The sequence below is a fragment of the Streptococcus sp. HMSC066F01 genome (assembly GCF_001837335.1).
Taxonomy (GTDB): Bacteria; Bacillota; Bacilli; order Lactobacillales; family Streptococcaceae; genus Streptococcus; species Streptococcus oralis_S.
The window spans coordinates 120,368-144,070 of record NZ_KV832118.1 but is presented as its reverse complement, the minus strand read 5'-3'; the positions used below and the strand labels follow the sequence as shown (position 1 = coordinate 144,070).

Genomic DNA, 23,703 nt, shown 5'->3' with positions numbered 1-23,703 from the left:
GGATTCAAGGGACAAGAACCTAGTTATTATACTAAAATTTTTCACTGATTTCTTAACTTAGGAAATCTATCATTTCTCAAAGACTTTATCTTCAATTTGCTAGCTAAAATTTCTAAAATAAAAAAGCCCACCTTTCAGTAGACTTAGTAATGATCTTTGAAGGACAAGAAAGCCACGCTATCTCCATCTATCATATAAATCAAGCGATTTTCTGCATCAATACGACGTGACCAAGCTCCATGATAGTCATACTTGAGTGGTTCTGGTTTACCAATTCCTGAAAAAGGATCGCGATGAATATCCTTGATTAGCACGTTGATTCTTTTTAATGTTTTCTTGTCCTGAGTTTGCCAGTAGCAATAATCCGCCCAGGCATCTTCTGTAAAATTGAGCAGCATTTCTCACTCCTCAATCATATGTACCTGAGTGCTTCCAGCACGAACTTGAGCCATTCCTCGCAAGACCTTGTCAGAAAGTTCCTTATTTTGAGCGATTCTCAGGGTTTCCTGAATACTATCCCACTCGCTCTTTGAAAGGACTACAATATCCTCATCTGGATTTTTATTGACCACCGTTAAAGGCTCAAATTCATCGTTTACCTTCTTCATGTAGTCTTTTAAATGATTTCGGAATGTTGAGTAAAGAACTGCTTCCATAACCATACCTCGTTTTACCTCTTTTCCACTATTATACACGAAAAGAAAGAAATTGTCAGGAACTTGTACAAGATTTTTCTTTTCTATCTATTTATTCGAAAATCTTCTAAAAAAGCCTACCTTTCAGTAGACTTAGTTTGTTTCTATTCTAATCGGCACTCTGCCAAAATTCTGCTCTGCTATACTTGGTTGTCCCAGTCGGTAAATCTGGTCTGCCTTTTGAGTCATATCATCCCAAGGTTCTTTGCCAATTCGGCTGACTAGATGGACCTGCTCTTTCAGAGACTTGAGATGTTGTCTGCCTTTTTCTGTAAATCCTAGGACATGGATGGCTTCTGGCAAGTCGCTTTCTCTGGCCTGCACCAGGATATAGGTCAAAAGGCGTCTGACACGCGCTTTGGTGTATCGCTTGGTGGCAACCGCCTCGACCAATTCGTCAACAGACTGAGCCTTCTTGATAGCTTCCTTGATGCGCACAGCCATTTCTTGATTGACCTGATAGATGGTCGTTAGGTCTGAATTTGACAAGATTTGATAGCGGAGCAAGGGAAAATAGTCATCCCAACTCACCTTACTGGACTGCTCAAAGAGAGCAACAGAAGGCATAAAGCGTTCTAAGAAATCTTGGTCTGATTGATGCTGACGGAGGGCTGTCGCCGAGGCAAAGTCCACATCCTTGTCCACAGAATGATAACCCGCTCCCTGACGCTGAATCGGATGCAGTTTGATGTTGCGTCCTGCAACCGCCTTGGCATAGGCCAGAGCAAGGACATGATTAGGCGTATTGCCTGAAAAATCGAGACCTGCAAATTCCTTCCACATGGCTTGGCTTTTCTGGGGATAAGAGAGAGAATCAGGCAGATTTTCCACAAATTTCTCCATCTCAGTACCTTGCTCTGTGTATAAGTCTGCAATTTTCTGGTAATCCAGAATTTCCTCTGTCCCAAAGGCTAAGGTATCAATCCCCAACCGACCCAAGATATCTACAGCTCCTTGGCCAAAGAAATCTGCTGCCTGAACACTGACTAAAAAGGGCAATTCCACTACCAGATCTGCTCCATTCTCCAGTGCCATTTGAGCCCGTGTCCACTTGTCAACGATAGCCGGCTCGCCTCTCTGCATGAAATTTCCAGACATGGCCACAATTTTCAACCCTTTAGCCTGTTCCAACAGGTATTTATGCCCATTATGAAAAGGATTGAACTCCGCGATAATACCTGTAATGGTCATGGTAATCTCCTACTTCTGCGCGACAAAAAACCAACGGGCACTGGTTTCTGTTGGCTCCTTGTCCTCAAAGTCCGCAAAGAGTTTGAAGGACTTGAATCCAGCCTGTTCCAGCAAAATATCATAGGTCAAAACCTCATAAGTCCGCTCCTCATGCACTTCATCGTGGCGACTAAAGGAACCATCAACCTCCTTGATAAAGAAAGTCAACTCATGCACGATAGAGTGGGGTGCTGCGTCCTCGTAGGTATCCCAGAGCATGGCAAAATCTTCCGCATTTTCATGGTAAGAATAGCCTGGAAAAACTTCATCTGTCTGGTAGGTCGAATGGACATCAAAGATAAATACCCCATCTTCGTTAAGGGCATTATAGACTTCTTTGAAAACATCCCCAACTTCCACCTCATCCTGCATGTAACAGATTGAGTCCGAGTAACAAGTGACAAAGTCGTAAGTACCTACCTCAGACAAGTCCAGCATATTGCCTTGCAGGAAAGCAATTTTTTGTTTTGCTGAAGTCGCTCTCTTCTCCGCAATCTTCAACATATCTGCGCTCAAGTCAAGGCCTGTCACATCAAAGCCAGCTTGAGAAAAGCGAACAGACTGGATACCTGTCCCACAAGCCAATTCCAAAAGCTTCTTTCTCTCCTTGGTCTTAGGCAAATGACGCAGCGAAAAATCCGTCCATTTATCGTATAAACTATCGTCCATCACAGCATCGTAAACAGCCGCAAAGGTTTCGTAAGTTGCCATAATTAAGATACAAAGAGCGTTAAAAGCAAGGAGAAAATAGGAAACTTTCTGCTGTATCATCAGATACAAAGGAAGTTACTCTTTTTCTCGCAGCTTTTAGCTCGTGTTCAGTTTCGAGATGAGCAAAACACGACGCTCTCACCTTTCCATCAATTTCTTTTAAAATAAGCAAAGAAACCCAGTTGACTGTAACTGAGTTCATCTACTAGGCCAAGGCTTCAGAAATATCTACAGACTCCGCCTCATGCCATAGTTTTTCTAGGTTATAATGGGCACGCATTTCTTCTGAGAAGATATGCACAACGACACCGCCGAGGTCCAACAAAACCCAACCTCCCGCTGCATCGCCTTCAACATGGCTACCTTTAAAGCCAGCTTCAGCTACTTTTTCACGGATATTGTCAGCGATAGCGTCCAACTGACGGCTATTCATCGAGCTCGTGATGACAAAGTAGTCCGTCACACTGGTCAAATCTTGTACATCAAGTGCAAGGATATCCTCCGCACGTTTCTCATCAGCCGCTTTCACGACTAGTTCTAGTAATTCTTTTTCGTTCATTTAGTCCTCTTTCAAATAGTGCACAAAGGCGTTATAGGTTTCAAGGGTTTGGGGATAGATGGGAAATCCCTGATGAGCTAAATGCTCCACGGTACGAGCTGTCTCATAAGCCACTGCCTTATTGAGCGACAAACTTGCAATTTCACGCGCCACATCCACTCCTGGAAAGGCACGATTGTGCTCGATATAGTCTGCGACGTAGACAACTTTATCCAGGTCGCTCATCTGACCAGCACCGACTGTATGGATTTCAATAGCTCGCAGGATTTCTGGATCATGCAAATCCAAATCTTCCTGAATCTTGTAGATACCAACCATGCCATGCCAGACATTATTGCCCCAGTTTTTAAGGTCGGGGTCTAGCTGATAACGGTCAATCAAGTCTAGGAATTCCTGATCTGACAGCTTTTTAGCATAGTCGTGGAGAAGTCCTGCTAGACCAGCTTTCTCACTATCGAATCCAAATCTCTCAGCTAGTTCTATGGCCGCACGCTCCACCCCCAAACAATGGGTTAACCGTTTTTCAGGTAGAAGCTCTGCCATTTTTTCCAACAAAGCCTCTCGGGAACAGTTGATATAGTCTTGGTATGCCATCAGTAAAGCCCCTCCTTCTCTATGTAGTCTAGCACTGGCTGAGGTAGGAGGAAGTTAGGTTTCCGACCTTGGGCAATGAAGTCTCGCACCATGCTGGACGAGATGTCCATGAGAGGCACATCCACCCAGATAACTGGATAGGAAGTCCCTGCCTTGTAGCGCGGGCGCTGAACTCCAACAAACTGAACCATGTCGACCAGCTCATCAATTCGGTACCATTTAGGCAGATAGTCCACCATATCAGCCCCGATAATGAAGTAATAATCCGTATCTGGATGTTGCTCTGTCAAAATCTTCATAGTGTCGTAGGTGTAGGAAATGCCCTTGCGCTCTAACTCAATGGTTTCAATGGCGAGGCCTTCAATCCCCTCAATCGCCAACTCAAGCATCTTGAGCCGATGGTACTCGGGGATGGTTTCCTTTTTATCTACATGAGGTGGTTGGTATTCAGGCATAAGCAGGACCTGGTCCAGTCCCAACTGTTGTCGTACTTGGTCTGCTACAACAAGATGGGCATTGTGAACAGGGTTGAAATTTCCCCCTAAGATCCCGACTTGTTTGCGTTTTTTCTCCTTGATTTCTGGCTCCAACTCTACCTTGGTAAAGGGAGTCAATAATTCGATTGCCATAGGCTCGTCTTCCTTTAAATTTTCTGTAGAAACAGTTTCTTGGAGTTTCAGTCTTAGATTTCTTTGACTTTTTTAGAAATCTTGCGATTTTCTTTCTTGCTGGATTGTTTAAACAAAATCAAGATGCGTCCGATTTTTTGGACAGTATCCACACCAATTTCTTCTTCCAAGATTTCAGCTACTTCGTGGATGTTTTCATCTGTGTTTTGTAAGAGCGTAACTTTAATCAATTCACGGGCGTCAAGAGCTTGACGTACGCTGGTTTTGATTTGGTCGTTGAGACCATTTTTTCCGATTTGGATGATGGGTTTGAGGGTGTGTGCCTGACTGTTGAGGAAGGCACGTTGTTTCGATGTTAATGACATAATTTCTTTAAAAGAGTTTCTTTTAATACTTTTCTATGGGCTCGCAATGCTCGCCTTAATAAAGACAACCCTTTCCTTTCTGTGTTTAAATAATTGCTTTTCGTGTGACGACTGCGACGCCTTCTGGTGCCCAGACGGCGACTTTGGCGGTGCCTGTTACGCGGATCCATCCTAGGCCTGAGATGACCAGGTCAGTCTTGTCCTTGATGGCAAATACATGCTCAACCAGTTTTGGAAAGTCTTCTTTTTCCTTACTATTTGGTGGCGTCAAAAGGGTTCCGAGGTGCTTGTCGTAGAAAGCACTAGCCCCTTCAAGTTTGGTACGGTGGAGTTTGAGTTCATTGTCAAAGAAAGCAGTGAATCCTTGTTTTTCTCCTGCAATAAAGTCAAAGCGTCCGAGACCACCTAGAAACAAGGTTTGTTCAGGGTTAAGCTGATAGGTTTTGGGCTTGATTTCCTTTTTAGGGCTGACATACTTGAGGTTTTTGGCCGTCAAGTAGTGGGCCATCTGGTGGCGGTGGATAATTCCCGGCGTATCGTAGATATAAGATCCATCGTCAAGCGGAATCTCAATCTTGTCCAAGGTTGTTCCTGGGAAACGCGAAGTCGTGATGACATTTTGGTCACCTGTGATTTCTTGGATAATGGCGTTGATGAGAGTTGACTTTCCAACGTTAGTCACCCCAACTACGTAGACATCACGGCCCTTACGGTAGTGTTCAATCTTGTCAATGACTTCCTTAATTGCATGTTTGTTTTGTGCCGAAGTCAGGACGACATCCACTGGACGAAGTCCTTCTTCATGAGCACGCTCCATGAGCCACTGGCTAATCTTGCCCGGTTTAACTGACTTGGGCAGAATATCTTTTTTATTTCCGACCAAGAGAACATCATTACCCGATACAAAGCGTGGCAAGCCTGGGATGACAGAGCCATTAAAGTCAAAGATATCAATGACATTGACCACCAAGGCATCACTGTCTCCAACCTCGTGCAAGAGTTTGAGGAAATCATCGTCCGTCAACTGAACATCTGTGATTTCATTGTAATGACGGAGACGGAAACAGCGTTGGCAATAGACTTCGCCTGTCTCCAAACCTTTTTCGAGTGCCGACTGGGGAGTAAATCCAAGACCAGCCTTGTCTGTCGTCTGAATGGTTGCTCCACAACCAATACAGAGAATTTCTTCCATAGTTAAATTCCTTTTTTATATGTAATCGGTCCGTACTTTTCAGTGATTTGCTTCATGACACGACGCTCGCGAGCTCGGTTGATTTGCGTTTTGATGGAGTCGTGTTGGACCAAGGGTTTGACCAAAATTGAGCGAATGCCTGCACGATGGGCTGCTCGTATATCTGTCATAAGTTGGTCGCCGACCATGACCACTTCATTTTTCTCATAGTGGAATTCCTTCATGGCACGGTCAATCCCAAATGTGAAAGGCTTCAAGGCCCAATAAACATAATCAATCCCAAATTTCTCAACTGCACGTTGAACTCGTTTTTTGGTGTTATTTGAGACCACGATAATGCGAATGCCCGCGTCCCGAAGGTCATGTAGCCATTGCTTCATCTCTGGCGTCCCATCAGGGTTGTTCCAAGCAATGAGGGTATTGTCCAGATCGACCAAAACAGCCTTGATCCCCTGCGCTTGCAGGCTTGGGACTGTCAGATCATAAACTGCTTCCACAGCAAAGTCTGGCATGTAATTTTCAATCGCCATTCTGGCTCCTTTTCTTTTTAATTTCTAGCAATATTCTTTAAACATTGGGCTAAGACTACCCATAAAATGAGACTAGCTATCAAAATATAAATCCAAGCATTTGGTTCATCTGCAAACGGTAAAGGAACATTCATTCCGAAGAATCCTGTAATAACCGCAAGGATAGCTAACAAGACTGAGATAATGGTCAAAGTTGTCAAATTATCATTTAGATTATTATTTAGGATGTTGTTGTAAGAGGCTGAGAGTTGTTGCAAAACTTGAGAAATCAAGTCTGTCATCGAAACCAACTGATGTGCTTCAATCATGGCATCGTCAAACTGCTCTCTTTCTACCTCATTAAAATTGCGATAAAGAGCATGCCCTTGGATGTGTTCCAAGAGGAGACGATTTTGTTTGGCAGCTGCTGTCAGGTAAACCATACCAGTTTCCAAGTCAGAGAGGGCAAAAAGATTTTTTTTAGTTGTTTTTTGACGAAGAAGTGCACTGATTTCATCCTTACTTTTATCCATCTCTTCAATCACTGGATAGTAAGCATTGCTAATAATCTCTAAACTGGCAAAAAGAAATTTATAGATTGAAACAACTTCATGGCTTTCAAGGTAGGTTGCCATACGTTTAATCACATAACTATTCTTGTGATTGCTAATTGTAATCAGCCGTTGTTTTTCAACGATAAAGGTCATCGGAATCGCTTCATAATATTCTTTATCTTTTTCTAAATCAAGAACATTATAAATGAAGGTTACCGTTCCCGTTTCACGGTGATAGTCCATGTGGGCACGCTCATTTCTATCCAGAGCATACTCGATAGTTTCCTTGTCCAATCCATAGACATCCGAAAGGTCTTCCATGTTTTTGATCTTGTCTACATCAAGATCTATCCATGTACAATCGTGACCTAATTTTTTCTCTACAAATAGCATACTCTCTCCTTTACCAAACTCCTTCTATTGTACCATAAATCTGCTAAAATAGCCGGCCTATTCAGTACGAGATAGATTGCTGACGACGGTGATATTGCGATTGGGAACAAAGTGAAGGGCTTGATCATCACCTCGCAGTTGCGTTGTACGGATCCCTACGCTAACGACCTTTCCAGAAACGGTAATCGGTCCATTTGTGAGAACGACTTCATCACCCACATCAAGCTGGCGTTCAAAAAGAATGAAGAAGCCATTGATGACATCAGATAGAAAGCCTTGCGCCCCCATACCAATGGCCACCCCAGCAATCCCCGCACCAGCAAGGAGGCTAGAAACTGGCAGTCCTAAAATAGACAGGATACAGTAGAGCAAGAAGAAATAAAGAATGTAGTTAAAGACATTCTCCAGCAAACGCGAGATGGTCTTTTGCCTTCCTGCATCTCGATTTGAAAATTTAAGTGAGGGCTTGACAATCTTTCGTACAGTCGCATGAAGCATCTTTTTAGCTATATAAAATAGTAAAAACAAAATCAAAAGAGAAATCACCTTGGTCAAGAGATTCTCTAATATGGTTGTTAAATCAAGTTTATCAAAATAGCGTTGAAAAAAATCTTGCATATAAAACTCCTTTTTCCTATTATACCATAAAATCGCCCTTCTCTTTTCTTTCATAATTATTCAATTATCGGCCCTATTTTCAAAATATCACTTGCCTCTATAGCATATTTATACTATAATTATAAACAATACATTTGAAGGAGACTGCTATGAAACGAATCATTAGAGCCTGGACCAAGGCAAGCCTCATCAAACGAATCCTTATTGGAATGATTTCGGGAGCTACATTAGGGATGCTCTTTCCAAACCTTACAGGAATTGGCCTGCTTGGAGACCTCTTTGTAGGCGGACTGAAAGCTATCGCTCCTATTTTGGTTTTTGCCCTTGTTGCCAACGCCCTTTCCCAACACCAAAAGGGACAAAACACCAATATGAAAACTGTTATTTTCCTATACTTGCTCGGAACCTTTGCTGCTGCATTGGTAGCCGTTCTAGCTAGTTTCTTACTGCCTGTGCAAATCACCCTGACCAGTGCAAATACAGAAGTTGCTGCTCCTGACGGTATCGGTCAAGTCCTCAGCAACCTCTTGCTCAAACTGGTGGATAATCCTTTGAATGCTATTGTTGAAGCCAACTATATCGGGATTCTCTCTTGGGCAGTCATCTTTGGCTTGGCTATGAGAGAGGCAAGTAAACACAGTAAAGAATTACTGAGAACCATGGCAGATGTCACCTCTAAAATCGTGGAATGGATTATCAACCTAGCTCCCTTTGGGATTTTAGGCTTGGTTTTCAAGACCATCTCTGACAAGGGCATTGCCAGTTTGGCTAACTACGGTATCCTCCTAGGACTTTTGATTGCTACTATGGCCTTTGTTGCTCTCATCATCAACCCGCTCATCGCCTTTCTCTTTATGAGGAAAAATCCCTATCCCCTTGTTTTGAAATGCCTACGTGTCAGTGGTATTACAGCCTTTTTCACTCGTAGCTCTGCTGCAAATATCCCTGTCAATATGAAACTCTGTCAAGACTTGGGGCTGAATCCTGACACCTACTCTGTCTCCATCCCGCTTGGTTCAACCATCAATATGGCTGGTGCTGCTGTTACCATAAATGTCCTGACTCTAGCTGCCGTCAATACACTCGGAATCTCGGTAGACTTTGGGACAGCATTTGTGCTCAGTGTCGTGGCTGCCATTTCTGCCTGCGGTGCCTCTGGAATCGCTGGGGGATCCCTTCTCCTCATTCCTGTGGCTTGTAGCCTCTTTGGGATTTCCAACGACTTGGCTATGCAGGTTGTCGGAGTCGGTTTTGTGATTGGGGTCGTTCAAGACTCCTGTGAAACAGCCCTGAACTCTTCAACAGATGTTCTCTTTACAGCGGTTGCCGAGTATGCTACAAACCGAAAACTTCGTCCCTAGTCTCTGATTCCTCGTTAAACACTTGACTCTATTAGTTTAGGAAATTTTCATGTCTCTCACTCAACGTACGACAAAACTGACTTAGCGACCTGTCTCGCTTGTTTTCTCGCTTATTTTTTAGATTTATCATCAGCAGTTTCAGCTGGAATCATCGCTCTCTTAAGCCTCTCCGACACACGCAGAAGCACGCTGAAGTTGGCTCGTAACCGCCTCTTTTCCATGATCCTAGCGCTCTCTATCGGTGTTCTAGCCTTTCAGCTGACGGGCTTTCATATCTGGAGCCTAGCCATCTATCTGGCTCTCTATGTCCCTCTTGCTTACAAAATGGGTTGGGAAATCGGCATCACCCCTAGCAGTGTCTTGGTCAGTCATCTCTTGGTACAGGAGTCTACCTCCCCAGAGCTCTTGCTCAATGAAGTGCTCCTCTTTCTCATCGGGACAAGCTTTGCCCTATTGGTCAACCTTTATATGCCCTCTCGTGAGAAAGCCATCCAAAGCTACCACCTTCAGGTCGAAGAAAAGTTAAAAGACATCCTGCTTCGCTTTAAATACTATCTCTCAAGAGGAGACGGACGCAACCAAGCCCAACTCGTTGACCAATTAGACAAGCTCCTCGATGAAGCCCTCAAACTGGTCTACCTGGATCACTCGAATCACCTCTTTCACCAGACGGACTACCACATCCATTACTTTGAGATGAGACAGCGACAAAGTCGTATCCTGCGAAATATGGCCCAGCAGATTAATACCTGTCACCTGGCCGCCAGTGAGAGTTTGATCTTGGCCCAGCTCTTTTCTAAGATTGCTGCCCAGCTAAGCCAGACCAATCCTGCTCATGACCTACTTGATGACATCGAACGCTATCTGCAAGTCTTCCGCAATCGGAGTCTCCCGAAAACACGTGAGGAGTTTGAAACCCGTGCCACCCTCCTGCAACTACTACGTGAAGCCGAAACCTTTATCAAGGTCAAGGTCGATTTTTACCAAAAATATGGAAACTAAAACGCAAAGAACCTCAGAGAATTCCTCTGAGGTTCTTGTGTTTTGCATTTGGAAGGTAAGTTTATTTAACCATTGCCCTTGGAATCATCAAAACAGGGATATCTTCTGTAGAACCTAAATCTCTATCCAGACTAGCCATACCTAAAAATTCACAGACTGTTTCAACAGTTAGATTGACTTTCATAACAATCCAACAAGCTAGAAGACTTTATATTGTCCACCCGCATATCCGCAAGGAATGTAGCCTGCTTGATATAAGGCATACAAATCATCGAAAAATCTTGACTCAGCTTGGGGCACCTCTTTTTTGATGGTCAAGTAGATAGCCAAGCCGATGATATCAAATAGAATCTGATCTTTCATGGATGCTACTAGTTTACCTTCCCCGATCAGGTTATCTAATCGTGCTTCAATTTCAGGAATTATTTCCTCTTTTGCATTATTTGCCAGTGAATTCCAGTGTTTATAAATGTCACTCTGGTTTTTAAAAAGATACACACTAAAATCACCATCTTTTTCTAACACAAAATTCTCCCATTTTAAACTATTAATATTCTTCTCTGCTTCTTGCAGTTTCTTTATCTGTTTGATGGGAACAGTCGTTTCTCTACTTTCCTTTAAAAAAGGAATCGAGATTAAACTTTTAATAACATCATCATTTATTTTCATAAATAACCTCTATTTCATATAGGAAAACCAATTTCCTCATATTCTCTCTTCCTGCAACTGTCCACTTTTAACCAACTTTTTATAGTATCGTTTGCTATACCATTCTTGGTCCGATATCTTTAAATAATCCTTATACTCCTCTGGGTATTTGTAGATATAGTAGGCTTGAAAGATATGGACATTGATCATAAAGGCGATAAAATGAGCTCCGATGACAAACCAAACTGGCAAAAACAAACCCAAAATATAGAAATACCACTGAAGAGGGACTTGATATAGCAGATGATAGACCAGCGACACTGGAAAGAGAACTGCCGTGGTTCCAGCGAGAATCTTAACTAGCTGCTTGAGGATTGACTTTTCCTCTTGATCATTTAGTCTGCGCTTGAGATTCTGGATACTATTGAGAATAATCCAGAAAAAGAGAGTCAAGCCTAGCCCAAGCTCAAGCCAGAAACCCAGCCATGTATAGGCATCATGGGCCACTGCACTGGCAAAGTACAGTCCTGATATGAAAGCGCAAATGGACATGGCAAAATAGAAAGGAAAGTAGGTCCAAAGCTGGCTAGTCAAACGTTTTTTGGGGCCAAAAAACAAGCACCATTCCTACATACGATATCGCATATACCGTCAGATTAAAGGGCTTAAGAAAGCTACTCATGTTATGAATCAGCAATCCTGCTTCCAGAGAAATGACCTGAACATCACTATCTACACCTATCAACTCTGGTATCCCGATTAATACGCCATAGATCAGAATCCCTGAAAAGCAAAATCCCCCTGGGTCACAATGCGCATACTTCTTTCAAAGCCGGCACCGAAAATACGGATGTCTTTCATTGTTTATCTCCAAATTTCATCTGGCAGAACGCCGTATATTCTTGAGAATCTTCCATTTGAGGAGAACATCACATAGCAGCTATCGTAGCAACTACACCTCGCCTCGTTAAAGATACAGCACCCACTTTCTGGGATTTGACTGTTCCCTAACACCTAGTTACACGTTTCGTTCTCCGGTTCTTTCTTGAACAAGATTTTCCCTTGGCTGTATAGCTTCATAATCTTCACAAAACGAACGGGATTGTTTTGGTTATAAAACAGAAAGAGCGCAAAGAACATTATACCTGCTCCCCAAAAATCATAGCCGCGTTCGATTGGTTGCCCAAATTTTTGAGTACAGTCGTAAAAAACATACAAAAGATAGATAACAAAGGCAAGTATGATATAACGAGTGATTCGATAGATCGTAGCAGATGCCTCAGCTGGATCAAAGTGTTCGTCCCTCACCATCAAATTATGTGACACTGCGTAGTAAAACACCTTCTCCGTTGTTGGCTGAGCCTTGCTCACATTTTTATAAAGTCCTCGCTCAAGAATAGCGGTAAATAATAGAAACTCAGCCAGCCACAATAGTAAAACATAGCTCAAACTGGTCCAGTTATAGACACCAATATCCAAGGCTGAAAGGAGGCCATAGAGACCAGGTCCACCTGCCATCAGAAAAATAACCATTTCAGGAATGTAAGCATTGGTCTTATAAGCACCTTCCGTATTGAGTAAAACACTCTTTGGAGCAGCCAAGGCCTCCCCAGTCTTTTGGTCATAGTAAACCGCCTGACCATCGCATTCTCCGATAAAAACCCGACGACGTCTCAGAAAAAACATACTCTACCTCTTTCTATCTCACTCTTTCAAAAACGGCTCTCAGTCCTTCTGAACTTCCTTAATGACAAATTCTTCATCTGTCCCCATACTTACTTCCAGATAGACATCTGGATTGTCATCTGCTCGACAGATGAGGCTCAGTTTTCTAGCATAAAAGCGATCCAAGATATCAAATATTCTGGGTAAATTGTTTTGGTTATAAAGAACAAATGTCAAGCCTAATAAAAGTCCTGTTAGGATAATCTTGACAATCTCTCCTCCAATGGGAGTGCCCAACCTCTCTTGGTAATTCCAAATAAAATTATAGGCATAGAAAAATCCAACCAAGGGAACCAGAGAGAGCAACGCTCTTATCCAGCGAGTAGCATTGCGACTATCTTTTTCACTCATCTCCGCCTCAGCTTCCTTTGCTTCCTCTGACTTTTCCATAAGCGCCAGACAGATAGTTTGAGTAGTCACCTGAGCTCTGTTGACATTTCGATACAAGGCGCGTTCGACAAGGATGGTGATGAAAGCAAACTGCCCTAGCCAAATGAGAAGAACACTCCAGAAGGTAGACATGGTATAGGTTCCTTGTATAAACAAGCGGAAGAAGGAAATCAACCCACTACCACTTGATAACAAGAGGACTACCAATAGGGGGATATGGCGATTCATCTTGCTAGACTTTTCTGTGTCCAAGAGCTTGCTCTTTGGTGCCTCCAAAAGTTCGTGGGTTTTGCGATCATAATAAATCGCCTTGTCATAGTATTGGTTAAAAAATATCCGACGTCTTCCTAAAAACATCTCTTTCTCTTTCTAGTTTCTTTCAGGAAAAGGCGCACATTTCTGACCTTCCCCTTTTGACTTGCATGAAATCAGTCTCTTATCCCATAGATAAACTGTTCTACTAGTATACCATAAACCCCATGGACTAGCGTTTGGAAAACAATAAAAGACCACCTCTAGGGTGGTTAGAGCAAAAAATTTTTTGAACTAATAAAGTATAAGAGAAAAATTCAAATCCATAGAGTGTTCATCGTAGCTACCAGCTCCTTTCGGAGAGCTACTCTATAAAATTGCGTGCCTCATTCCCATCAGATATGTAGTAGATTCCATCAATGACGGAATTCGCACATCAGCTGAAAGGAAGATCGGACTTACAACGGATATTGATGAGTTTTTAAAAAAGCAGGTTTCTACTCCTGCCCCTGAAAAAAGATAGAAAATTTATTACACTACAGAAGGCCTCATAAAATCATAAACATCTATCTGATGCTCTTCAAACAATGCTTCCAACTTCTGCGCTCCTACTTCGGCTCCATGCTTTTCTATAAATTGAAGCTCAGCTTCTGTAATAGGGATAGCTTGTAGCCACGTAACATACTCTTCATCAAAATCAAAAGACTCCAGTTCCCACAAGAAAGGCTGAGTGAAAAAAATATGATTTACTTTTGCATTAGGATAGTAATTTCTAATTATATTTGGATAGACTGCACCAGGAGAGATGCTATATTCTCCTCTCACGATATTAAAACCACAATCTGCTATAATATTTGGAAAATATTCCAGCTCTGCATCAGCTGCTCCAATGATTTCAACTCTTAAAGGCTTATCATTTATTCGACGATAAATGGTATATTCAGATAAGCCGATTGTTGCTGCTGTTGTTAAATAATCGTCCGGACGATTCTCTCCAATAAATAAATCTAATTTGTTATCGTGATTTCTAAATGTATAGGCTTGAGGAACTCCCCCTACAGCTCTGGCTATTTCCTGTGCAATTTTAATTTTATCGTATTTCATTTCATTTCATTCTCCTCTTAAAGTTTGGTCCAGCATGAGCTATGTTATCTTTCAGTTTCACTACACTCTTATGGAAATTCTCACAAAAGGCGTTAGAGTTTGATGATACCTCTGCCAGATTATCACCAAATTAACTGACTCTATAATCCCAGTATACCATAAACCCTATGGACTAGCGTTTGGAAAACAATAAAAGACCGCCTCGAGGGTAGTCCTTTGTTATCAATTGTCCATTTCATTATTTTACAAGTTCTTCAACTGGATGGCCGTAAAAATATTTCATACCTTCCGTCCAGTCTTTGTCTGATAAGTCATCAATATAACGAACCATCAAATCAATTTCATTTTTTGAAATAAGAGCATTGGTGTCCACTGGGACCTGCTTGCCTGTATAAATAGAAAGAAGGGAAGCCTGAAGATAAAGATGGTATTTCTGTTCTTTTTGAGCAGCGATGTAAAGAGCAGTCATAATTTCTTGTGTAAATAAACCAGGAAAAACCTGAAGAGTTTTATAATAATAGTAATCTAAGTTCTTGTGCTTTATTACATCAAAATATAAACTTCCAACTTCTTCTAATCTTGCATTTTCTTCTATAATTGAACGATAGTTGAGAAAACTATCCAAAGCATCTTGAATAACGTACTCCACTTCGGTTTCTGTATCTTCCCACTCCTCCCACAGAGTAAGAAGGTAAGGAACGACTTCATAGGACATTGTTTCCACAGCGCCAGCGACAAAAGTAAATACCGCAAATTCTGAAGCCGAACTTAAAAAATGAAAATTTTCAACTTTTTTTAAATCATCATGTGTACAAACTGAACAAAACAATCGAATACAAATATTGAGTACTGCTTCATCTTTTGTCTGGTTCATCAAGTCAATCAGCAAGTTTTTTACTGTAAAATCTCCCTTTTTTAAGATTTCAGCAATCAGCAATACACATTCTCTCTCATCATTTACTGAAAGTAAGCCCCTTTTTAAATCTTCAAGCGCTACTGAACTAACGTGACCGAACGACATTCCTGGCATTAACAGTTTGTTTCCCATCCCCGTTCTCCTTTTATCTCAATACTTTTTTTGGAAATTTGTTACTTGCTTTCTGACCGATGCTAAGTTATCACCAAATTTACTGGCTCTACACTCCCAGTATACCATAAAAGACCACCATGAAGGTGGTCGTTTATCCATGAAACTAGTTCTCGTTATATTTTTGCTGAAAGGCTTCCATAGCCTTGAACAACTCAAGTTCTTTTTCATTAGCTGGTTGCTTGCCGAGGTATTTGTATTCAAAGAATTCTATTCTATCCGTTGGTCCAAATTTACTTTTATTCCATGGTGCATAGTCAAAGTCCAAAAAGGTTTTATTGTTTTCATCCACTTTGATTGTAAAGGCGGACCACTCTGCCAGACCCTGTTCGATGAAAATCTTCTTCATATCTTCACCTAAAGCAAAAAGATTTATGTAATCTATTCTGAATTCTGTCTTAGGGATAGCAAATAAAGATGGAATATCCATGTAATAATGATATTCTCCTTTATATTTAAAGAAAAATATCACGCCACCACTAAGCGTCTTATCCACTTCAAAATTAATATAAAGATCATCCCACTCAACTGGAATCATATCATTTACTTTATATATAATCTCGGTCATCTTCTCATTAATCTGTTTTTCCATTTTATCCTCCGATTTGGATTATACATTTAAACACAAGACTTCCTAATCTGCCTTGAGTTTTTCTTTACAATAATCCACAATGTATTCATTGATCCATTTATTCTTATTTTGGAAACCTCCGAATTTACGCTTTGCGATCAAATCTTCTGCCATTTGGAGTGCCTCTTGATATTTCTCGCGATGGATCATTAATAGCATCCCCATCAAATCATATCGAGCAGGATTTGATGAATTCTCAACAGCATAGTTATAAAAATCTTCAAAACTGTCGAACCCATTGATACGTTTAAGAACTTCTTCATGCACTTCTGAGAGCACCTCGAAAACCCTAGCTTCGACTTTTTCTAAGTCAAGGTCCTCCATCGTCCAGTCTTCTTCATTGATTTTGGTTGGTAAGGATAAGGAATCAACTGTGAAAGCTCCAACAGCTCGAAGACTCATTGGTTCCTGCGAATTACTCGCCATATCAAAAACTTCCCAAAAAATATCATCCAAAATATATGGTTTGATATCCGTGCGAATAATTAGACGAAACTTATTATCTGGAAATTTAATATCAATCATATACGAAACCAAATAGTCTCCCACTTTGTTGAAATAGGCCCAATCTCGAGACTTTAACTGTAATTTTTTTGCTGCATTGCGCTGAACTTTTTTCAATTCTTTTTTTAGTTGTTTATCTATTTTTGAAAATTTAACCATTGAATTTCCTCACTAATCTGGTCTTATTCCTCTTATCCAAGCAAACTATTTTCCATTATGTTCCTGCTGGAAGGCTTCCATAGCCTTGAACTGTTCTTGTTCTTTTTCGTTTCTTGGTTCAAATCCTAAAAATTGATATCTGAAAAAGTTCATTTGAGCAGTTGGTCCAAAATTACTTTTATTCCATGGAGCATAGTCATAGTCGACTGAAAGCTTGTTGTTATCATCTAAATGGATGATACAAATGTACCAATCTGCCAAATTATTTTCAATAAACACTCTTTTCAGATCTTCTGATTTTTTAAATAAAACCTTGTTTTCGCTTAGAATATCCATCATCGATAGGCCAAAATCTTCTGACATTTCCAGATGGTAATGATAGTGATTTTTATACTTAAAATAGAAATAGGCTTCACCACTATATGTCTTGTCCATCTCGGTTACAATATACAAATCATCCCACTCAACTGGAATCATATCGTTGGCTTGATGCACGATTTCGATAATTTTCTCATTAATCTGTTTTTCCATATGTTCCTCCGGTTTGGTGTATTCACATTTTATCTGTATCTCTAGTATACCATAAAGAACAGAAACCAACTTACTCTTATAAAATTTGCTCAAATAGGGCAAAATTGCCTCAATAAAACAGTAAAATGGACCAATCATATCGCTAGGTATAGCAACTTTCTATCCTTTCCAACGAAAAAATCCACGAATTAATAATATTCGTGGATTTTTCCTAGTGAGGCGTTTAGGTAAGCCGATTTTACACTACGACACGGAGTTTGGCAAATCGATTCTATTTGCCAAACGTAGTTAGTGAGGCAGTTAGCTAGTTCGCTTCCTTTATGTTACGACGGCAAAACCCACGAACCGATACCATTCGTGGGTTTTACCTAGTGAAGCGTTTAGGTAAACCGCCATAGCGGTTACCGTTAAATGACAGCAACTTTGTGTTGCTAGTCATTTGTAACGATTTACATCTTTTCCTCCAACTCTACGTCTGGATACTTATCTGCAAACCAGCGGAGGGCAAAGTCATTTTCAAAGAGAAAGACTGGTTGGTCGAAACGGTCTTTAGCCAAGATATTGCGGCTTGAGGACATCCGTTCATCCAAGTCCTCAGTCTTGATCCAACGAACGGTCTTTTTACCCATCGGGCTCATGACCACTTCTGCATTGTACTCGCCTTCCATGCGGTGCTTAAAGACTTCAAACTGGAGTTGTCCCACAGCTCCTAGCATGTATTCGCCTGTTTGGTAATTCTTGTAAAGCTGAATAGCTCCTTCTTGCACCAATTGCTCAATCCCCTTGTGGAAGGATTTTTGCTTCATGACGTTCTTAGCAGAAACTTTCATAAAAATTTCAGGCGTAAAGGTTGGCAGTGGTTCAAATTCGAATTTATTTTTTCCAACTGTCAAGGTATCCCCAACCTGATAAGTACCGGTATCGTAAACCCCAATGATATCACCTGCTACGGCATTGGTCACATTCTCACGACTTTCTGCCATAAACTGGGTGACATTAGAAAGCTTGGCAGTCCTCCCAGTACGAGGCAGATTGACACTCATCCCTCGCTCAAACTCACCTGATACGATACGGACAAAGGCAATGCGGTCACGGTGACGAGGGTCCATGTTGGCTTGGATTTTAAAGACAAATCCTGAGAAATCCTTGTCATAAGGATCCACAATTTCGCCATCTGTTTTCTTGTGACCATGTGGTTCTGGAGCAAACTTAAGGAAAGTTTCAAGGAAGGTCTGCACACCAAAGTTTGTCAAAGCTGAACCGAAGAAGACAGGTGTCAATTCTCCAGCAAGGATTGCTTCCTCTGAAAACTCATTTCCAGCTTCATTTAAAAGCTCAATATCATCTTTGACTTGCTCGTAGAAAGGATTGCTGCCAAAGAGTTTATCTCCATCTTCTAGACTAGCAAAACGCTCATCCCCTTTATAGAGCTCCAAGCGTTGGTTATAGAGGTCATACAAGCCTTCAAAGGCTTTCCCCATCCCGATCGGCCAGTTCATCGGATAGCTCGCAATACCCAAGACATCTTCCAATTCTTGCAAGAGGTCCAGCGGCTCACGACCATCACGGTCTAGCTTGTTCATAAAGGTAAAGACTGGAATACCACGATGTTTCACAACCTCAAACAATTTCTTTGTCTGCGCCTCGATACCCTTGGCAGAGTCCACAACCATGACTGCAGCATCCACCGCCATCAAGGTCCGATAGGTGTCTTCTGAGAAATCCTCGTGCCCTGGTGTGTCGAGGATGTTCACGCGCTTGCCGTCGTAGTCAAACTGCATAACAGATGACGTGACCGAAATCCCACGTTGTTTCTCAATATCCATCCAGTCAGACTTGGCAAAAGTCCCTGTTTTCTTCCCTTTTACCGTACCAGCCTCACGAATCTCGCCCCCAAAGTAGAGCAACTGCTCAGTGATGGTTGTCTTCCCCGCGTCCGGGTGAGAGATGATGGCAAAGGTACGGCGTTTCTTGATTTCTTCTTGAATAGTCATAAGTTCTCTTTCTTTGATGTTCTATTTTTAGTTGTTTCAGTAGCTAAGAATGATGTTTACATTGGATTTTACCATTCCTTTCAACTCTCCATTATAGCGGATTTTGGGGAGTTTTTCAATTGCTCATCCGATGAAAAGGCAAGCTAGAGCACAGATTGCACCTGATTTCTCTTTTTCCACCGTTTTTTGAACAAGATATCAAAGAGAACCAGAGCCAGTGAAAGGATGACGGACACAAGAAGGTATTTTAACCACAAGGGCGCATCTGGAATAAAAGGTGTCTTGTTTAACAAACCATAATTTCCACCCGTCACCTGATTAACCCCAACTAGAAAGAGGTTGAGAATAAAGGTATAGGCTACAATCATATATTTCTTTAGTAGGCTCTTATCATAGTGATTCATCAAGTAAACCAATGAATTCACTAGAAGAGCATAGTGCCCAATCAAAAATGAAAAACTGGTAATATGGGGGAAATCATAGGGGTCAAAAACCGGGTAAACCAAGGCAAAGACCGCTCCACTTGCTCCTAAGAGGGCAAAATATTGCTTGCTCCGCCATTTATCTGGCAAGAAAACCACCGCAAACATGGCTAAACGGCAATGGTAAAATGGAAGGCTATTAGAAAATGGAATCCCAAAGCCAACATACCAACTATATAGGGCTAGCAACTGGAGGATCTGAATCCCCTTAAACAAGCGGACAAATTTCGGATTCTTGTGATAAGCAAGTGCTCCATAAATACAAAGCACTAAAGTAAGCATCATGATCCCATACCAAAAGAGGGAAATGGGAGGAGGAACCGTTTGAGATCTGGTGATAAATTGATGGAACATATTTCTATCCTAACTCTTATTTTTTCTATTCTCTAGTTTAACCATTATAGCGAATTAAAAGCGATTTTTCAATTTCTATTTCTTTTCAGTTTGGCTCCCTTATTTATAGGAAAATATGGTAAAATAGAACAGACTAAAAATCATCATTTCACGAAAGGATGCAAGATGAAAATTACGCAAGAAGAGGTAACACACGTTGCCAATCTTTCAAAATTAAAATTCTCTGAAGAAGAAACTGCTGCCTTTGCGACAACCTTGTCTAAGATTGTAGATATGGTTGAATTGCTAGGCGAAGTCGACACAACTGGTGTCGCACCTACTACGACCATGGCAGACCGCAAGACCGTACTCCGCCCTGATCTGGCCGAAGAAGGAACAGACCGTGACCGCCTGTTTAAAAACGTACCTGAAAAAGAAAACTACTATATCAAGGTACCAGCTATCCTAGACGATGGAGGAGATGCCTAATGACTTTTAATAACAAAACGATTGAAGACTTGCACAACCTCCTTGTCTCTAAGGAGATTTCAGCAACTGAATTGACCCAAGCAACGCTTGAAGATATCAAGTCTCGCGAGACAGCTATCAACGCTTTTGTCACTATCGCTGAAGAGCAAGCCCTTGCACAAGCTAAAGCTATTGATGAAGCTGGAATTGACGCGGATAATGTCCTTTCTGGAATCCCACTGGCTGTTAAGGATAATATCTCTACCGACGGTATCCTTACAACTGCTGCCTCAAAAATGCTCTACAACTACGAGCCAATCTTTGATGCGACAGCCGTTGCCAATGCCAAAGCTAAGGGTATGATTGTTGTCGGAAAGACCAACATGGACGAGTTTGCCATGGGTGGTTCTGGTGAGACTTCTCATTACGGTGCCACTAAAAATGCTTGGGACCACAGCAAGGTTCCTGGTGGTTCATCAAGTGGTTCTGCTGCAGCTGTAGCGTCAGGGCAAGTCCGCTTGTCACTCGGTTCTGATACTGGTGGTTCCATCCGCCAACCTGCCGCCTTCAACGGGATTGTTGGTCTCAAACCAACCTACGGAACGGTTTCTCGTTTCGGTCTCATTGCCTTTGGTAGCTCTCTAGATCAAATCGGACCTTTTGCACCTACTGTTAAGGAAAATGCTCTCTTGCTCAACGCTATTGCCAGCGAAGATGTCAAAGATTCTACTTCTGCTCCTGTCCGCATTGCCGACTTTACTTCAAAAATTGGTCAAGACATCAAAGGAATGAAAATTGCTTTGCCTAAGGAATACCTTGGTGAAGGGATTGACCCAGAGGTTAAGGAAACCATTCTAAATGCAGCCAAACACTTTGAAAAACTTGGTGCTATCGTCGAAGAAGTCAGCCTTCCTCACTCTAAATACGGTGTTGCCGTTTACTACATTATCGCTTCATCAGAAGCCTCATCAAACTTGCAACGCTTTGACGGTATCCGTTACGGCTACCGCGCAGAAGATGCAAGCAACCTTGATGAAATCTATGTAAACAGCCGTAGCCAAGGTTTCGGTGAAGAGGTGAAACGCCGTATCATGCTTGGAACATTTAGCCTTTCATCAGGTTACTATGATGCCTATTACAAGAAGGCTGGTCAGGTCCGTACCCTCATCATTCAAGATTTCGAAAACGTCTTTGCGGATTACGACTTGATTTTGGGACCAACTGCTCCAAGCGTTGCCTATGACTTGGACTCCCTCAACCATGACCCCGTTGCCATGTACTTGGCTGACCTTTTGACCATCCCAGTCAACTTAGCTGGTCTTCCAGGAATTTCGATTCCTGCTGGATTTGCTCAAGGTCTACCAGTCGGTCTCCAATTGATCGGTCCTAAATACTCTGAGGAAACCATTTACCAAGCTGCTGCTGCCTTTGAAGCAACAACAGACTACCACAAACAACAACCCGTGATTTTTGGAGGTGACAACTAATGAACTTTGAAACAGTCATTGGACTTGAAGTCCACGTAGAGCTCAACACCAATTCAAAAATCTTCTCACCTACTTCTGCTCACTTTGGAAATGACCAAAATGCCAACACTAACGTGATTGACTGGTCTTTCCCAGGAGTTCTGCCAGTTCTCAATAAAGGTGTTGTCGATGCTGGTATCAAGGCAGCTCTTGCCCTCAACATGGACATCCACAAAAAGATGCATTTTGACCGCAAGAACTACTTCTATCCTGATAATCCAAAAGCCTACCAAATTTCTCAATTTGATGAGCCAATCGGCTACAACGGCTGGATTGAAGTGGAGCTAGAAGACGGTACGACTAAGAAAATCGGTATCGAACGTGCTCACCTAGAGGAAGATGCTGGTAAAAACACCCACGGTACAGATGGTTACTCTTATGTTGACCTCAACCGCCAAGGGGTACCATTGATTGAGATTGTATCTGAGGCTGACATGCGCTCGCCAGAAGAAGCCTATGCTTATCTAACTGCCCTCAAGGAAGTCATCCAGTACGCTGGTATTTCTGACGTTAAGATGGAAGAAGGTTCGATGCGTGTGGATGCTAACATCTCCCTTCGCCCTTATGGTCAAGAAAAATTCGGTACCAAGACTGAGTTGAAAAACCTCAACTCCTTCTCTAACGTCCGTAAAGGGCTTGAATACGAAGTCCAACGCCAGTCTGAAATCCTTCGCTCAGGTGGTCAAATCCGCCAAGAAACACGTCGTTACGATGAAGCCAACAAGGCAACCATCCTCATGCGTGTCAAAGAAGGTGCTGCAGACTACCGCTACTTCCCAGAACCAGACCTACCTCTCTTTGAAATCTCAGATGAGTGGATTGAGGAAATGCGTACAGAATTGCCAGAGTTTCCAAAAGAACGCCGTGCGCGCTACGTATCTGACCTTGGCTTGTCAGACTACGATGCTAGCCAGTTGACTGCAAACAAAGTAACTTCTGACTTCTTTGAAAAAGCTGTTGCCCTCGGTGGCGATGCCAAACAAGTCTCTAACTGGCTCCAAGGTGAAGTTGCTCAGTTCTTGAATGCTGAAGGCAAAACACTGGAACAAATCGAATTAACACCAGAAAACTTGGTAGAAATGATTGCCATCATCGAAGACGGCACGATCTCTTCTAAGATTGCCAAGAAAGTCTTTGTCCACCTGGCTAAAAATGGCGGTGGCGCGCGTGAATACGTGGAAAAAGCAGGCTTGGTGCAAATCTCTGATCCAGATGTTCTGATTCCAATCATCCATCAAGTCTTTGCGGATAACGAAGCTGCCGTTGCCGACTTCAAGTCAGGCAAACGCAACGCAGACAAGGCCTTCACAGGATTCCTTATGAAGGCAACCAAAGGCCAAGCCAATCCACAAGTTGCCCTTAAACTCCTTGCACAGGAATTGGCCAAGTTGAAAGAAAGTGAGTAATTTACTCTTTATACACTTTTTTCTACTTTTAAGACGAGAATGAGACAAGGA

26 protein-coding genes and 2 pseudogenes are annotated in these 23,703 nt (G+C 42.0%); 5 read left to right on the top strand and 23 right to left on the bottom strand.

Annotation, left to right across the window (positions count from 1 at the left end; genetic code table 11):
- Positions 1 to 143 precede the first annotated feature (143 nt).
- The 12 genes from HMPREF2655_RS05010 to HMPREF2655_RS04955 all read right to left on the bottom strand — a co-directional run bounded on the left by HMPREF2655_RS05010 (position 144) and on the right by HMPREF2655_RS04955 (position 8,049).
- On the bottom strand, positions 144 to 398 hold the full coding sequence (locus tag HMPREF2655_RS05010) for a Txe/YoeB family addiction module toxin (protein ID WP_042767962.1): 255 nt from the start codon (positions 396 to 398) through the stop codon (positions 144 to 146).
- 3 nt (positions 399 to 401) lie between these two features.
- The gene (locus tag HMPREF2655_RS05005) at positions 402 to 656 is read right to left on the bottom strand and encodes a type II toxin-antitoxin system Phd/YefM family antitoxin (RefSeq protein WP_173425167.1); all 255 of its coding nucleotides are present in this window, start codon (positions 654 to 656) and stop codon (positions 402 to 404) included.
- Positions 657 to 788: 132 nt separating this feature from the next.
- A complete protein-coding gene (locus tag HMPREF2655_RS05000) occupies positions 789 to 1,886 on the bottom strand; it encodes a nucleotidyltransferase (protein ID WP_042767959.1) in 1,098 nt (365 codons plus the stop codon).
- A gap of 9 nt (positions 1,887 to 1,895) precedes the next feature.
- Complete coding sequence (locus HMPREF2655_RS04995) at positions 1,896 to 2,636, bottom strand: class I SAM-dependent DNA methyltransferase (protein ID WP_070838340.1); 741 nt, start codon at positions 2,634 to 2,636, stop codon at positions 1,896 to 1,898.
- 205 nt (positions 2,637 to 2,841) lie between these two features.
- Entirely contained in the window at positions 2,842 to 3,195 is a 354-nt protein-coding gene (rsfS, locus tag HMPREF2655_RS04990) for a ribosome silencing factor (RefSeq protein WP_001003007.1), read from the bottom strand.
- Positions 3,196 to 3,789 (bottom strand): bis(5'-nucleosyl)-tetraphosphatase (symmetrical) YqeK, encoded by a 594-nt coding sequence (gene yqeK / locus HMPREF2655_RS04985; protein WP_070837937.1) that lies wholly within the window; start codon positions 3,787 to 3,789, stop codon positions 3,196 to 3,198.
- Positions 3,789 to 4,418, bottom strand: a complete 630-nt coding sequence (locus HMPREF2655_RS04980) for a nicotinate-nucleotide adenylyltransferase (protein WP_070837936.1) — start codon at positions 4,416 to 4,418, stop codon at positions 3,789 to 3,791. Before HMPREF2655_RS04980 ends, yqeK begins: the two co-directional genes overlap by 1 nt.
- Positions 4,419 to 4,471: 53 nt before the next feature.
- Entirely contained in the window at positions 4,472 to 4,783 is a 312-nt protein-coding gene (gene yhbY / locus HMPREF2655_RS04975; protein ID WP_000060169.1) for a ribosome assembly RNA-binding protein YhbY, read from the bottom strand.
- 85 nt (positions 4,784 to 4,868) lie between these two features.
- Positions 4,869 to 5,975: a ribosome biogenesis GTPase YqeH gene (gene yqeH / locus HMPREF2655_RS04970; protein WP_070837934.1), complete on the bottom strand. Its 1,107-nt coding sequence runs from the start codon at positions 5,973 to 5,975 to the stop codon at positions 4,869 to 4,871.
- 2 nt (positions 5,976 to 5,977) lie between these two features.
- Positions 5,978 to 6,505 (bottom strand): YqeG family HAD IIIA-type phosphatase, encoded by a 528-nt coding sequence (locus tag HMPREF2655_RS04965; protein WP_006153778.1) that lies wholly within the window; start codon positions 6,503 to 6,505, stop codon positions 5,978 to 5,980.
- A 17-nt stretch (positions 6,506 to 6,522) separates the two neighbouring features.
- Positions 6,523 to 7,431, bottom strand: coding sequence for a magnesium transporter CorA family protein (locus HMPREF2655_RS04960; RefSeq protein ID WP_049550257.1), 909 nt, complete (start codon positions 7,429 to 7,431; stop codon positions 6,523 to 6,525).
- A gap of 57 nt (positions 7,432 to 7,488) precedes the next feature.
- A complete protein-coding gene (locus tag HMPREF2655_RS04955) occupies positions 7,489 to 8,049 on the bottom strand; it encodes a mechanosensitive ion channel family protein (RefSeq protein WP_001150569.1) in 561 nt (186 codons plus the stop codon).
- Positions 8,050 to 8,198: 149 nt separating this feature from the next.
- On the opposite strand from HMPREF2655_RS04955, the gene sstT reads away from it, so the two are divergent.
- Both sstT and HMPREF2655_RS04945 read left to right on the top strand, forming a co-directional pair.
- Positions 8,199 to 9,410: a serine/threonine transporter SstT gene (gene sstT / locus HMPREF2655_RS04950; protein WP_049550256.1), complete on the top strand. Its 1,212-nt coding sequence runs from the start codon at positions 8,199 to 8,201 to the stop codon at positions 9,408 to 9,410.
- A gap of 49 nt (positions 9,411 to 9,459) precedes the next feature.
- Positions 9,460 to 10,412 (top strand): annotated as a pseudogene (locus HMPREF2655_RS04945) (aromatic acid exporter family protein).
- A gap of 198 nt (positions 10,413 to 10,610) precedes the next feature.
- Here the strand turns inward: HMPREF2655_RS04945 and HMPREF2655_RS04940 are convergent.
- The 11 genes and pseudogenes from HMPREF2655_RS04940 to HMPREF2655_RS04890 form a co-directional block, all read right to left on the bottom strand.
- Positions 10,611 to 11,081: a hypothetical protein gene (locus tag HMPREF2655_RS04940; protein ID WP_070837932.1), complete on the bottom strand. Its 471-nt coding sequence runs from the start codon at positions 11,079 to 11,081 to the stop codon at positions 10,611 to 10,613.
- 36 nt (positions 11,082 to 11,117) lie between these two features.
- Positions 11,118 to 11,921 (bottom strand): annotated as a pseudogene (locus HMPREF2655_RS04935) (beta-carotene 15,15'-monooxygenase).
- A 153-nt stretch (positions 11,922 to 12,074) separates the two neighbouring features.
- Positions 12,075 to 12,746: a hypothetical protein gene (locus tag HMPREF2655_RS04930; RefSeq protein ID WP_070837930.1), complete on the bottom strand. Its 672-nt coding sequence runs from the start codon at positions 12,744 to 12,746 to the stop codon at positions 12,075 to 12,077.
- 39 nt (positions 12,747 to 12,785) lie between these two features.
- On the bottom strand, positions 12,786 to 13,532 hold the full coding sequence (locus HMPREF2655_RS04925; RefSeq protein ID WP_180364315.1) for a hypothetical protein: 747 nt from the start codon (positions 13,530 to 13,532) through the stop codon (positions 12,786 to 12,788).
- A gap of 426 nt (positions 13,533 to 13,958) precedes the next feature.
- Positions 13,959 to 14,531 (bottom strand): suppressor of fused domain protein, encoded by a 573-nt coding sequence (locus tag HMPREF2655_RS04920; RefSeq protein ID WP_000872726.1) that lies wholly within the window; start codon positions 14,529 to 14,531, stop codon positions 13,959 to 13,961.
- A 238-nt stretch (positions 14,532 to 14,769) separates the two neighbouring features.
- Positions 14,770 to 15,579, bottom strand: a complete 810-nt coding sequence (gene imm47, locus HMPREF2655_RS04915) for an Imm47 family immunity protein (RefSeq protein ID WP_070837927.1) — start codon at positions 15,577 to 15,579, stop codon at positions 14,770 to 14,772.
- 145 nt (positions 15,580 to 15,724) lie between these two features.
- Positions 15,725 to 16,210 carry an immunity protein YezG family protein gene (locus HMPREF2655_RS04910; protein WP_070837925.1) on the bottom strand — a complete coding sequence of 162 codons (486 nt, stop codon included), beginning with the start codon at positions 16,208 to 16,210 and terminating at the stop codon, positions 15,725 to 15,727.
- A gap of 42 nt (positions 16,211 to 16,252) precedes the next feature.
- Positions 16,253 to 16,912 (bottom strand): hypothetical protein, encoded by a 660-nt coding sequence (locus HMPREF2655_RS04905; protein ID WP_049501117.1) that lies wholly within the window; start codon positions 16,910 to 16,912, stop codon positions 16,253 to 16,255.
- A 45-nt stretch (positions 16,913 to 16,957) separates the two neighbouring features.
- The gene (locus HMPREF2655_RS04900) at positions 16,958 to 17,443 is read right to left on the bottom strand and encodes an immunity protein YezG family protein (protein ID WP_049501116.1); all 486 of its coding nucleotides are present in this window, start codon (positions 17,441 to 17,443) and stop codon (positions 16,958 to 16,960) included.
- Between the two features lie 449 nt (positions 17,444 to 17,892).
- Complete coding sequence (locus tag HMPREF2655_RS04895) at positions 17,893 to 19,437, bottom strand: peptide chain release factor 3 (RefSeq protein WP_070837923.1); 1,545 nt, start codon at positions 19,435 to 19,437, stop codon at positions 17,893 to 17,895.
- Between the two features lie 143 nt (positions 19,438 to 19,580).
- Positions 19,581 to 20,273, bottom strand: coding sequence for a YwaF family protein (locus HMPREF2655_RS04890; protein WP_070837921.1), 693 nt, complete (start codon positions 20,271 to 20,273; stop codon positions 19,581 to 19,583).
- A gap of 165 nt (positions 20,274 to 20,438) precedes the next feature.
- Here HMPREF2655_RS04890 and gatC point away from each other — a divergent pair, with 165 nt between their 5' ends.
- The 3 genes from gatC to gatB are packed head-to-tail and all read left to right on the top strand — an operon-like array spanning position 20,439 to position 23,652.
- Positions 20,439 to 20,741, top strand: coding sequence for an Asp-tRNA(Asn)/Glu-tRNA(Gln) amidotransferase subunit GatC (gene gatC / locus HMPREF2655_RS04885; protein ID WP_070837919.1), 303 nt, complete (start codon positions 20,439 to 20,441; stop codon positions 20,739 to 20,741).
- A complete protein-coding gene (gene gatA, locus HMPREF2655_RS04880; RefSeq protein ID WP_070837917.1) occupies positions 20,741 to 22,207 on the top strand; it encodes an Asp-tRNA(Asn)/Glu-tRNA(Gln) amidotransferase subunit GatA in 1,467 nt (488 codons plus the stop codon). The genes gatC and gatA overlap by 1 nt, the downstream gene beginning before the upstream one ends.
- Positions 22,207 to 23,652, top strand: coding sequence for an Asp-tRNA(Asn)/Glu-tRNA(Gln) amidotransferase subunit GatB (gene gatB, locus HMPREF2655_RS04875; RefSeq protein ID WP_001008672.1), 1,446 nt, complete (start codon positions 22,207 to 22,209; stop codon positions 23,650 to 23,652). The genes gatA and gatB overlap by 1 nt, the downstream gene beginning before the upstream one ends.
- Positions 23,653 to 23,703: the final 51 nt, after the last annotated feature.

What these genes read in the sequence shown, in the direction of transcription:
- HMPREF2655_RS05010 (WP_042767962.1), bottom strand. Translation starts at nt 398, where the DNA reads ATGCTGCTCAATTTTACAGAAGATGCCTGGGCGGATTATTGCTACTGG.
- HMPREF2655_RS05005 (WP_173425167.1), bottom strand. Translation starts at nt 656, where the DNA reads ATGGAAGCAGTTCTTTACTCAACATTCCGAAATCATTTAAAAGACTAC.
- HMPREF2655_RS05000 (WP_042767959.1), bottom strand. Translation starts at nt 1,886, where the DNA reads ATGACCATTACAGGTATTATCGCGGAGTTCAATCCTTTTCATAATGGG.
- HMPREF2655_RS04995 (WP_070838340.1), bottom strand. Translation starts at nt 2,636, where the DNA reads ATGGCAACTTACGAAACCTTTGCGGCTGTTTACGATGCTGTGATGGAC.
- rsfS (WP_001003007.1), bottom strand. Translation starts at nt 3,195, where the DNA reads ATGAACGAAAAAGAATTACTAGAACTAGTCGTGAAAGCGGCTGATGAG.
- yqeK (WP_070837937.1), bottom strand. Translation starts at nt 3,789, where the DNA reads ATGGCATACCAAGACTATATCAACTGTTCCCGAGAGGCTTTGTTGGAA.
- HMPREF2655_RS04980 (WP_070837936.1), bottom strand. Translation starts at nt 4,418, where the DNA reads ATGGCAATCGAATTATTGACTCCCTTTACCAAGGTAGAGTTGGAGCCA.
- yhbY (WP_000060169.1), bottom strand. Translation starts at nt 4,783, where the DNA reads ATGTCATTAACATCGAAACAACGTGCCTTCCTCAACAGTCAGGCACAC.
- yqeH (WP_070837934.1), bottom strand. Translation starts at nt 5,975, where the DNA reads ATGGAAGAAATTCTCTGTATTGGTTGTGGAGCAACCATTCAGACGACA.
- HMPREF2655_RS04965 (WP_006153778.1), bottom strand. Translation starts at nt 6,505, where the DNA reads ATGGCGATTGAAAATTACATGCCAGACTTTGCTGTGGAAGCAGTTTAT.
- HMPREF2655_RS04960 (WP_049550257.1), bottom strand. Translation starts at nt 7,431, where the DNA reads ATGCTATTTGTAGAGAAAAAATTAGGTCACGATTGTACATGGATAGAT.
- HMPREF2655_RS04955 (WP_001150569.1), bottom strand. Translation starts at nt 8,049, where the DNA reads ATGCAAGATTTTTTTCAACGCTATTTTGATAAACTTGATTTAACAACC.
- sstT (WP_049550256.1), top strand. Translation starts at nt 8,199, where the DNA reads ATGAAACGAATCATTAGAGCCTGGACCAAGGCAAGCCTCATCAAACGA.
- HMPREF2655_RS04940 (WP_070837932.1), bottom strand. Translation starts at nt 11,081, where the DNA reads ATGAAAATAAATGATGATGTTATTAAAAGTTTAATCTCGATTCCTTTT.
- HMPREF2655_RS04930 (WP_070837930.1), bottom strand. Translation starts at nt 12,746, where the DNA reads ATGTTTTTTCTGAGACGTCGTCGGGTTTTTATCGGAGAATGCGATGGT.
- HMPREF2655_RS04925 (WP_180364315.1), bottom strand. Translation starts at nt 13,532, where the DNA reads ATGTTTTTAGGAAGACGTCGGATATTTTTTAACCAATACTATGACAAG.
- HMPREF2655_RS04920 (WP_000872726.1), bottom strand. Translation starts at nt 14,531, where the DNA reads ATGAAATACGATAAAATTAAAATTGCACAGGAAATAGCCAGAGCTGTA.
- imm47 (WP_070837927.1), bottom strand. Translation starts at nt 15,579, where the DNA reads ATGGGAAACAAACTGTTAATGCCAGGAATGTCGTTCGGTCACGTTAGT.
- HMPREF2655_RS04910 (WP_070837925.1), bottom strand. Translation starts at nt 16,210, where the DNA reads ATGGAAAAACAGATTAATGAGAAGATGACCGAGATTATATATAAAGTA.
- HMPREF2655_RS04905 (WP_049501117.1), bottom strand. Translation starts at nt 16,912, where the DNA reads ATGGTTAAATTTTCAAAAATAGATAAACAACTAAAAAAAGAATTGAAA.
- HMPREF2655_RS04900 (WP_049501116.1), bottom strand. Translation starts at nt 17,443, where the DNA reads ATGGAAAAACAGATTAATGAGAAAATTATCGAAATCGTGCATCAAGCC.
- HMPREF2655_RS04895 (WP_070837923.1), bottom strand. Translation starts at nt 19,437, where the DNA reads ATGACTATTCAAGAAGAAATCAAGAAACGCCGTACCTTTGCCATCATC.
- HMPREF2655_RS04890 (WP_070837921.1), bottom strand. Translation starts at nt 20,273, where the DNA reads ATGTTCCATCAATTTATCACCAGATCTCAAACGGTTCCTCCTCCCATT.
- gatC (WP_070837919.1), top strand. Translation starts at nt 20,439, where the DNA reads ATGAAAATTACGCAAGAAGAGGTAACACACGTTGCCAATCTTTCAAAA.
- gatA (WP_070837917.1), top strand. Translation starts at nt 20,741, where the DNA reads ATGACTTTTAATAACAAAACGATTGAAGACTTGCACAACCTCCTTGTC.
- gatB (WP_001008672.1), top strand. Translation starts at nt 22,207, where the DNA reads ATGAACTTTGAAACAGTCATTGGACTTGAAGTCCACGTAGAGCTCAAC.